Below are 8,260 nucleotides of genomic sequence, written 5' to 3'. Positions count from 1 at the left end.
GTATACCGAGCGCGGGGTTTTTGCATGCAGTGCAACAGGCGTAGCGTGGACAACCGTCTTTTTTCGCATCCAGCTCCTGGGTCGACGGTGCCACGGTCGCGCGTTTGTTCTCTGGCTACCTCGTGGACGCCTTCGGGCGGCGGCCGCAGGCGAAGCAGGGGTACGCGGAGGCTTAAGGCCGCTGCCTGGCTGCCGATCGCGGTGGTATAGCGTTGGTTGATATGGCACCTGATGATGAGTTAAAACCTGGGGTGGAGCCCGAGGGGAGCTCCGCGATGGTAGGCGGCGGGAAGCCTGGCTCGGCGGGCCCCGAGAACCCCGGTTCGGCACCTGCCGAGAAAGCTAGCTCGGCTACAGCCGACAAGCCAGCCTCGGCGGTAGCCGAGAAACCTGCGGTACCTCAGTCTATTTGGGTGCTCGTGGCCGCGGCCTTCATCATCGCCCTGGGCTATGGGCTGATCGCGCCGATCCTGCCGCAGTTCGCGCAGTCCTTCAACGTGGGCGTGGCCGCCGCTGGTGCGGTCATTAGTATCTTTGCCTTCTCCCGCCTGGCCTTCGCGCCCGTTTCTGGCCGGCTGGTGGACCGTCTGGGCTCGCGGCGGATTTACCTATCGGGGTTGCTGATCGTGGCGGGAACCACCGGCCTGGTGGCCTTCGTGGGGGAGTACTGGCACATCCTGCTGCTGCGCCTGATCGCGGGTATTGGTTCCACGATGTTCACGGTCTCCGCGATGGGGCTGATCGTTCGCCTGTCCCCACCCGAGATCCGCGGGCGATGCTCCAGCCTGTATGCCACCGCATTCCTGCTGGGCAATGTGCTGGGGCCAGTGCTCGGCGCGATGCTGACGGTGCTGGGCATGCGTGCGCCCTTCGCGATCTATGGTGCGGCAGTATTCCTGGCGGCCGTGGTGGTGTGGAGGCGCATGCCGGCCTCTGTCGGTGTGCGGCCCACGGAGAGCGGGCGGCCGACCACCCCCATGCGTTTCCGGGAGGCCTTCGCGGACTCCGCCTACCGCAGTGCCCTGGTTGGTGGCTTTGCCAACGGCTGGTTGAATTTCGGTGCGCGCGTGGCGACCCTGCCGCTGCTGGCGGCGGCGATCTTCGAATCCGGGGCAGCCTATGCTGGGCTGGCGATGGCCGCCTTTGCTGCGGGCAATGCGGTGGTGCAGCAGTTCAGCGGGCGGGCGGCCGATCAGGTTGGGCGCAAGCCGCTGATCTTGGTGGGGCTGTTGGCCAATGGTGCGTTCACCGCGGCGCTGGGTTTCTCCGACCGGGTCTGGTCCCTGTTGCTGCTCAGCGTGCTGGCGGGTGCTGGAGCGGGGCTGTTCAACCCGGCGCAGCAGGCGGTGCTCGCGGATGTGATCGGGGCGGAACGTTCAGGTGGCCGGGTGTTGGCGAACTTCCAGATGGCGCAGGATACTGGCGCGATCCTGGGGCCGATCATCGTGGGGCTGTTGATCCAACAGGCCGGCTTCCGCGCGGGATTCCTGGCCTGCGGCGTGGTCGCGGGGATAGCGGTGGTGGCCTGGTGCTTTGGTAGGGAGACGCTGCGCAAGCAGAGCTCGGTCTCTGCGCTCTAGGGGCCGGCAGATTGCTCTTCGGGATCACTGTGCGGGGGATGGGAGCCCGGGGTGCAGCGCGGGCTACGGCGACGGCCCGCCATCGTGAAAGATGTATCGCTCACCGCGCCGCGGTCGGGGATCTAGCAACGCGCTGCCCGCGACATGGGGCTCAAAGTGTGCGGCGGCCGCGCTCCGGTCGCCGCCGAGCAGCGGCGGTCCCTAAGGGCGGGCTTTGCCGAGGAACCAATATGGGCACCACTGCACCTCGGCGGGGCTGAGCTGCCACGTGTTCACGCAGTGCCGGCGCACCTGCTTGCAGAGACTGCCCTCGCCGGCAACCCAGACGTAGCGGGCGAGGCGGGCGGGGTGCTCGAGGTAATCTATGCGCTCGAGTAGGCGCGCGGTGTGCGTGGCGAATTCGGTGGCGGGGGAGAATAGGAGCTCAAGGCTGCCGAGCCTGCCCTGCCATTCCGAGAGTAACTTCGGCTCAATATCCTCGGAGTTTTCCGCGACCGCAATCACGTGCATATCCTGAAGCTGTTGTGGTGCGAAGGCTGCTGTGTACTCCAGGATCGCGCGCAGGGACGGCAGCGCGGAGGGGTCCGCGATGAGGGTCTGTGCCGAGCTAGCGCGGTGCCATAGACCCTGGGCGGTCCAGATGCCCACTTCCGAACCCGCCTGGGCGGAGAGGCACCATCGCAGGCCCGGGCCCACTTGCTCATCGGTGTCGAGGTTCTGTTGAGTGATGCCGTGGGTCACGATGTCGAAGGTGAGATCGCCTTCGTGGGGGTCGAAACGGCGCACGGTGTACCAGCGCAGGTTCGGCCGGATGTGTTCGGGCATCGCGGCGACGGCGGCGCGCAGATTTTCACCGCCTGGGTGCTGCGGGAGGTGTAGTGGCGCGCCGGGTTGTGGCATGAGCAGCCCGAAGAACTCATCCGGGCCGGAGAGTTGGTGCGTCGCAAAGGCGGGAGAATGTAGCGTGATGCGGCGCAGCCGGGGCGACGGTGCAGAAACTGTGCGGACTGTGGCGCGGAGGAGCCCATGCTCTCCGACCTGCGGCGGGGTGAGCAGGCTGTGATCGGAGAACGCGGCCTGCTGGCGGGAGCTGGGCGTGAGCTTCGTGAGCGATGGGGCAGCATTATTCATGACGGGAATTAGCTTACCCTTACCTGACTCCAGCTGGAAGGGGGGCGGGCGGGTCTGATCCCCGCGATAACTGTGCGGGGAGGGCTGCGCAGGGTCTGAAACGCGGGCAAAGAAAAGCGGGGCCCGAGGGTGATCCTCGGGCCCCGCTGGGGCTCAGGCCGGCTGCTTAGCCGGGCAGAGCGACAGTATTACTTGCCGAAGTTGGAGAACTGCTTGGCGATCTTCTCGATGTTCGCGAAGAGAGCGGAGATGGAACCCAGCAGGGTCACAACACCGGCGATGACAGCAGCGACATCCTTGAACTTCTCCCAGGTGGAGGTCGCCTTCTCGAACTGCGGCTTACCGTCGACGATGATCTGCTTGCCGTCCTTGTTCAGCTTCGGGGTGGTGCCGTCTTCCCAGCCGAAGAAGTCCTGAGCGGAAGAAGAACCCTTAGCGGAAGGGTTCTCCTTGCCCTCCTGGACGGAGGAGGCGGCAACCTTGTCGTCCTTGATCGGCTCCTGGGCGACGGCGACGCCGTGGGACAGAGCGACGGAGGAAGCAGCTGCGAGTGCGATGATGGTCTTCTTCACGAAGAATCCTTCCCGGCCCCTTATGTCGAGGACCGATTGTGTCAATGAGGTGTGAGAACGATCCGGCGCTGAATCCTCATGCACCACCGGCTCCCCGGTGCTGCCACGAACCCGGCGAAAAATTTTCGACCACGTCCAGCGCGTACGCAGCAAAGTATAAGCGAAAGATGATAAAAAACAACCACTATTTTTATTTCTTTCCAGCTTTTCGTGCAGGTCGCGGGTAAAGCCCCAGCCCGCGCGCGAAAAATGGGTCTAAAAGCGCGCTCAATGTGCGGAAATTCACAGTCTGCCACTCTCGGGCTTGGCTGAGCCCATAGCACCTCGACGGCCAAGATTTGGGAGGCCAGCCAGCCTGTGCCATAATGTGCAGGTTGCCTCGCGCGGGCATGCTTTGTCGTGCGCGCAGAACCGAGGCAAGGACCGCGTGCGTGAGGGTCGGAAATCCCGCGCACACCAACTACTAGGTTCTAGGAGACTCTAAAGTGCTTCAGCAAGAATCGCGCGTGCGAGTAGCTGACAACTCGGGTGCCCGGGAAATCCTGGTCATCCGCGTGCTCGGCGGCTCCGTCAAGCGCAGCGCTGGCATTGGCGATGTCGTGGTTGCAACCGTCAAGGAAGCAGCCCCAGGCGGCACCGTCAAGGAAAACGAAATCGTGCGTGCAGTCATCGTCCGCACCAAGAAGCCAACCCGCCGCCCAGACGGTTCCTACATCTCTTTCGACGAGAACGCAGCCGTCATTATCAAGGCCAACGATAACGACCCACGTGGTACCCGTATCTTCGGCCCAGTCGCTCGTGAGCTTCGCGAGAAGAAGTTCATGAAGATCGTTTCGCTTGCTCCGGAGGTGCTGTAAATGAAGATCCGCAAGGGCGATACCGTCATTGTTATCTCCGGCCCGGACAAGGGTGCTAAGGGCAAGGTCATCGAGGCCTACCCGAAGCGCGACAAGGTTCTTGTCGAGGGCGTCAACCGCATCAAGAAGCACGTAGCCAACTCCGCCCCTGAGCGTGGCGCAGAGTCCGGCGGCATCGTGACCCAGGAGGCACCGATCCACGTCTCCAACGTGATGGTCATCGACTCCGACGGCAACCCGACCCGCATTGGTTACCGCTTCGAAGACGGCAAGAAGATCCGCGTATCCAAGCGCAACGGGAAGGACATCTAAGGATGAGCGACAACTACACTCCTCGTCTGAAGGCTCAGTACCGTGAGGAAATCCGGGAAAAGCTGCAGGCCGAGTTCAACTTCGACAACGTCATGCAGATCCCAGGCGTGACCAAGGTTGTCGTCAACATGGGCGTCGGCGACGCTGCACGTGACTCCAAGATGATCAACGGCGCAATCGCTGACCTGACCGCAATCACCGGCCAGAAGCCGCAGGTCCGCACCGCGAAGAAGGCAATCGCTAACTTCAAGCTGCGCGAGGGCATGCCGATCGGCGCCCGCGTCACCCTGCGTGGCGACCGCATGTGGGAGTTCCTGGACCGCCTGCTCACGATCGCGCTGCCGCGTATTCGTGACTTCCGCGGCCTCTCCGACCGTCAGTTCGACGGCCACGGCAACTACACCTTCGGCCTCTCCGAGCAGACCATGTTCTACGAGATCGACGTGGACAAGATGGACCGTCCGCGCGGTATGAACATCACCGTCGTCACCACTGCCACGAACGACGAAGAGGGCCGCGCGCTGCTGCGCCGCCTCGGCTTCCCGTTCAAGGACAAGGACGGCAAGATGCAGCAGGCTGACTAGTTTCTAGTCTTCTGTAGCACTCTGGCAGCGCCCCACCGATCACGGTGGGGCGCTGTTGCTATCTGGGGGACGGGTATTCGCGGAACAAGGTGATACGTCATCGACAGGGGTGGGGTTTCGTCGCTAAGCTGGGGATCATTCTGCATTTATCAGCATCCCGGTGTTTCCGTGCCGGAGATGCGAAGAACAGCAAAGGAGCAAAAATGTCTTTCCTGCCTAGCGCAATCCTGCGTTCCGTCCCGGGCGCCTACATCGTCAACTCTGCGATCGAGAAGTTCGGCGCCGAGCCAGCCAAGTCCGCTGGCCTCCAGCAGTTCGCCGCCTCTGGCGTTCCTGCCCTGAAGAAGCTGCCCAGCGATCAATTCGCCAATATCCTCGGCGGGGCAGAACTCGCGGTCGGCGGCGCCCTGCTCGCGCCCTTCGTCTCCAACAAGCTCGCCGGTGCGGCCCTGACCACCTTCGGCGCCGGGCTGCTCTCCATGTACTTCCGCAACCCCAACATGACCCACGAGGACGGCATCCGCCCCACCGAGGAGGGCCTGCAGCTTTCCTCCAACGTTTTCCTCGTCGCGATCGGCGCCGGGCTCGTCGCCATGGATGCCGCCGACGGTGCCAATAAGTTCGCCACGAAGCGGAAGATCAAGAAGGCCGAGAAGCGCGCAGCAAAGCGGGCGCTCAAGGCCGACAACTAACCCCGCGCAGGTTCTGGCGCGGCGCACTCCGGGGGAGCGCAAACGAGTAGGGGAGGCGCCACGCCAGGGGGTACAGACAATTAACGCCGGATTCACTCTGGCCTCCCTTGCAGGTCACCTCGCTTGCCTATCTTGTTCTTCGCAAGACCCACAAGAAGAAGGACAATTACGTGGCAATCAAGGGCATGAACCTGCTGTTCCAATCTCGTCGCTCGTCCCGCACCTGTACCTACAAGTGCGGTAACGCCTGCTTCGGGGAGTGCTCAAACACCTCCTCGAACCCATACTTCGGGGACATCTCCCGCCGCAGCGTGCTGCGGGGCGCTGGCCTGGCAGCGCTGACGGTCGGCGGCGGAAGTGCACTGGCGGCCTGCGCAGACGGCAGCACCGCCCAGTCCGTCAGCTCCTCCGAGGGCGGCAAGGCCCCCGGCCCGCTCAAGGGCATGCAGTTCGAGCCAGTGGCTGCCAATGAGAAGGACGAGCTCGTGGTCCCCGCGGGCTACGCCTCCGGCGTCCTGATCGCCTGGGGTGACCCGATCTTCCCGGACGCCCCGAAGTTCGACCCGTACAAGCAGACCGCCAAGGCTGCGGAGCGCCAGTTCGGCTTCAACAACGACTTCGCGGGCCTGCTGGAACACCCGAAGGACCCGAACCGCCTGCTCTACGTGTGCTCCCACGAGTACACCACCGAGCCACACATGTTCCCGCGCTACGACGCCGAGAACCCCACCGACGAGCAGATCAACATCGGTCTGGCCAACCACGGCCACACCATCCTCGAGGTCTCCAAGGTCGGCAAGACCGGCGAGCTCAAGCGCGAGTTCGGCCCGCTGAACCGTCGCATCACCGGCGAGACCATCTTCGAGATGCGCGGCGTGGCCGCCGGCCACGAGCTGGTCAAGACCAAGGCCGACCCGAGCGGCAAGAAGGTCCGCGGCACCCTGAACAACTGCTCCGGCGGCATCACCCCGTGGGGCACCTTCCTCTCCGGCGAGGAGAACTTCGAGCAGTACTGGGCCAACGCCGACAAGGCCCAGGTCGAGGGCAAGGCCAAGGAGGACATCAAGCGCTTCGACCCGCCAGAGGGAGCCTCCGAGCGCAAGTGGGAGCGCCTCCACGACCGCTTCGACCTCTCCAAGGAACCCAACGAGTTCCACCGCTTCGGCTGGATGGTCGAGGTCGACCCGACCGACCCGTACTCCACCCCGGTCAAGCACACCTCCATGGGCCGCTTCAAGCACGAGGCCGGCAACATCTACGTCACCGACGACGGCACCGTCGTCTGCTACTCCGGCGACGACGCCCGCTTCGAGTACATCTACAAGTTCGTCTCCTCCAAGAAGATCAAGGAGGGGGACATGAAGCACAACATGACCATCCTCGACGAGGGCACTCTCTACGTCGCCACCCTGAAGGGCAACTCCCCGGACAAGGAGATCACCGGCGACGGCGAGCTGCCAGAGGATGGCAAGTTCGACGGCACCGGCCAGTGGAAGAAGCTGCTGACCGTCACCGCGGACGGTGCGGAGTCCCACGTCGAGGGCTTCACCCCGGAGGAGGTCGCCGTCTACACCCGCATGGCTGCAGACAAGGTGGGTGCGACCAAGATGGACCGCCCGGAGGACTTCGAGGCCAACCCGCACACCGGCCTGCTCTACGTCTCCCTGACCAATAACAAGTACCGCGGTGCGACCGGCGAGAACGCCGAGAAGAACCAGGAAGACCCGAAGGAATACGCTCCCATCAAGGAGAACAAGAACGGCCTGGTCATGGAGATCGACGACGAGCACGCGGGGGAGAAATTCACCTGGAACCTGCTGCTGGTCTGTGGCGACCCGGAGGAAGCAGAGACTTACTTCGGTGGCTTCGATAAATCCAAGGTTTCCCCAATCTCCTGCCCGGATAACCTGGCCTTCGACTCCCACGGCAACCTGTGGATCTCCACCGACGGCAACGCCCTGGACAGCAACGACGGCCTGTACGCGGTCGGCCTGAAGGGCGAGAATCGCGGTGAGACCCGCTGCTTCCTCACCGTTCCGGTGGCTGCGGAGACCTGTGGCCCGATCGTTACGGACGAGCGCGTCATGGTGAACGTCCAGCACCCAGGCGAGGACGACGACGCCACCTTCGAAAAGCCGGCCTCCCACTGGCCCGAGGGCGGCAACTCGGTGCCGCGCCCGGCCGTGGCTGTGGTGTGGCGCCGCGACGGTAAGAAGATCGGTATTGAGGCCTAACGGAAAGGGTCTAGCGGAAAGGCCTTGGGGGAGGCCTAGCGGGGGAGCCACAGGATAAAGCCGCGGTGCAGCGAATGGGTCTGCGCCGCGGCTTCGTGGTCAGTCGCCCCACGGGGGACGCGAGAAGCCTGGAGTGGATAGCTAGCGGGCCCACCGCCCTCGGCTTGGCAATAAATACGCAGGTTGCTAAGCTTGTTGAGTCTTGTTGCGGGAAAAGTGTGCCCACAGCACACTTGACGTGCGCAGATCTGCTCACACAGTCAACAAGAGCTAGTAAGAAAACATCCACTTTGTTGTA

8 protein-coding genes are annotated in these 8,260 nt (G+C 63.7%); 6 read left to right on the top strand and 2 right to left on the bottom strand.

What is annotated here, in order from left to right:
* The first annotated feature begins 413 nt into the window (after positions 1-413).
* Complete coding sequence (locus QP997_RS08225) at positions 414-1,580, top strand: MFS transporter (protein WP_502870445.1); 1,167 nt, start codon at positions 414-416, stop codon at positions 1,578-1,580.
* Between the two features lie 201 nt (positions 1,581-1,781).
* Here QP997_RS08225 and QP997_RS08220 read toward each other — a convergent pair whose 3' ends face one another.
* Positions 1,782-2,711, bottom strand: a complete 930-nt coding sequence (locus QP997_RS08220; RefSeq protein WP_284846823.1) for a siderophore-interacting protein — start codon at positions 2,709-2,711, stop codon at positions 1,782-1,784.
* A gap of 188 nt (positions 2,712-2,899) precedes the next feature.
* Complete coding sequence (locus QP997_RS08215) at positions 2,900-3,283, bottom strand: YgdI/YgdR family lipoprotein (protein ID WP_284846822.1); 384 nt, start codon at positions 3,281-3,283, stop codon at positions 2,900-2,902.
* Between the two features lie 485 nt (positions 3,284-3,768).
* Here QP997_RS08215 and rplN point away from each other — a divergent pair, with 485 nt between their 5' ends.
* The 5 genes from rplN (at position 3,769) to QP997_RS08190 (ending at position 7,962) form a co-directional block, all read left to right on the top strand.
* The gene (gene rplN / locus QP997_RS08210; RefSeq protein ID WP_070758299.1) at positions 3,769-4,140 is read left to right on the top strand and encodes a 50S ribosomal protein L14; all 372 of its coding nucleotides are present in this window, start codon (positions 3,769-3,771) and stop codon (positions 4,138-4,140) included.
* Complete coding sequence (gene rplX / locus QP997_RS08205; protein WP_012359597.1) at positions 4,141-4,452, top strand: 50S ribosomal protein L24; 312 nt, start codon at positions 4,141-4,143, stop codon at positions 4,450-4,452. It abuts the gene before it with no gap.
* 2 nt (positions 4,453-4,454) lie between these two features.
* Positions 4,455-5,036, top strand: coding sequence for a 50S ribosomal protein L5 (gene rplE / locus QP997_RS08200; protein ID WP_012359598.1), 582 nt, complete (start codon positions 4,455-4,457; stop codon positions 5,034-5,036).
* Between the two features lie 203 nt (positions 5,037-5,239).
* Positions 5,240-5,728: a hypothetical protein gene (locus QP997_RS08195; RefSeq protein ID WP_284846821.1), complete on the top strand. Its 489-nt coding sequence runs from the start codon at positions 5,240-5,242 to the stop codon at positions 5,726-5,728.
* Positions 5,729-5,898: 170 nt separating this feature from the next.
* Entirely contained in the window at positions 5,899-7,962 is a 2,064-nt protein-coding gene (locus QP997_RS08190) for a PhoX family protein (protein WP_284846824.1), read from the top strand.
* Positions 7,963-8,260: the final 298 nt, after the last annotated feature.

Source organism: Corynebacterium sp. MSK039 (assembly GCF_030232315.1).
GTDB lineage: Bacteria > Actinomycetota > Actinomycetes > Mycobacteriales > Mycobacteriaceae > Corynebacterium.
The sequence above is the reverse complement of the archived record's forward strand: the minus strand, read 5'-3'. Positions and strand labels throughout refer to the sequence as shown.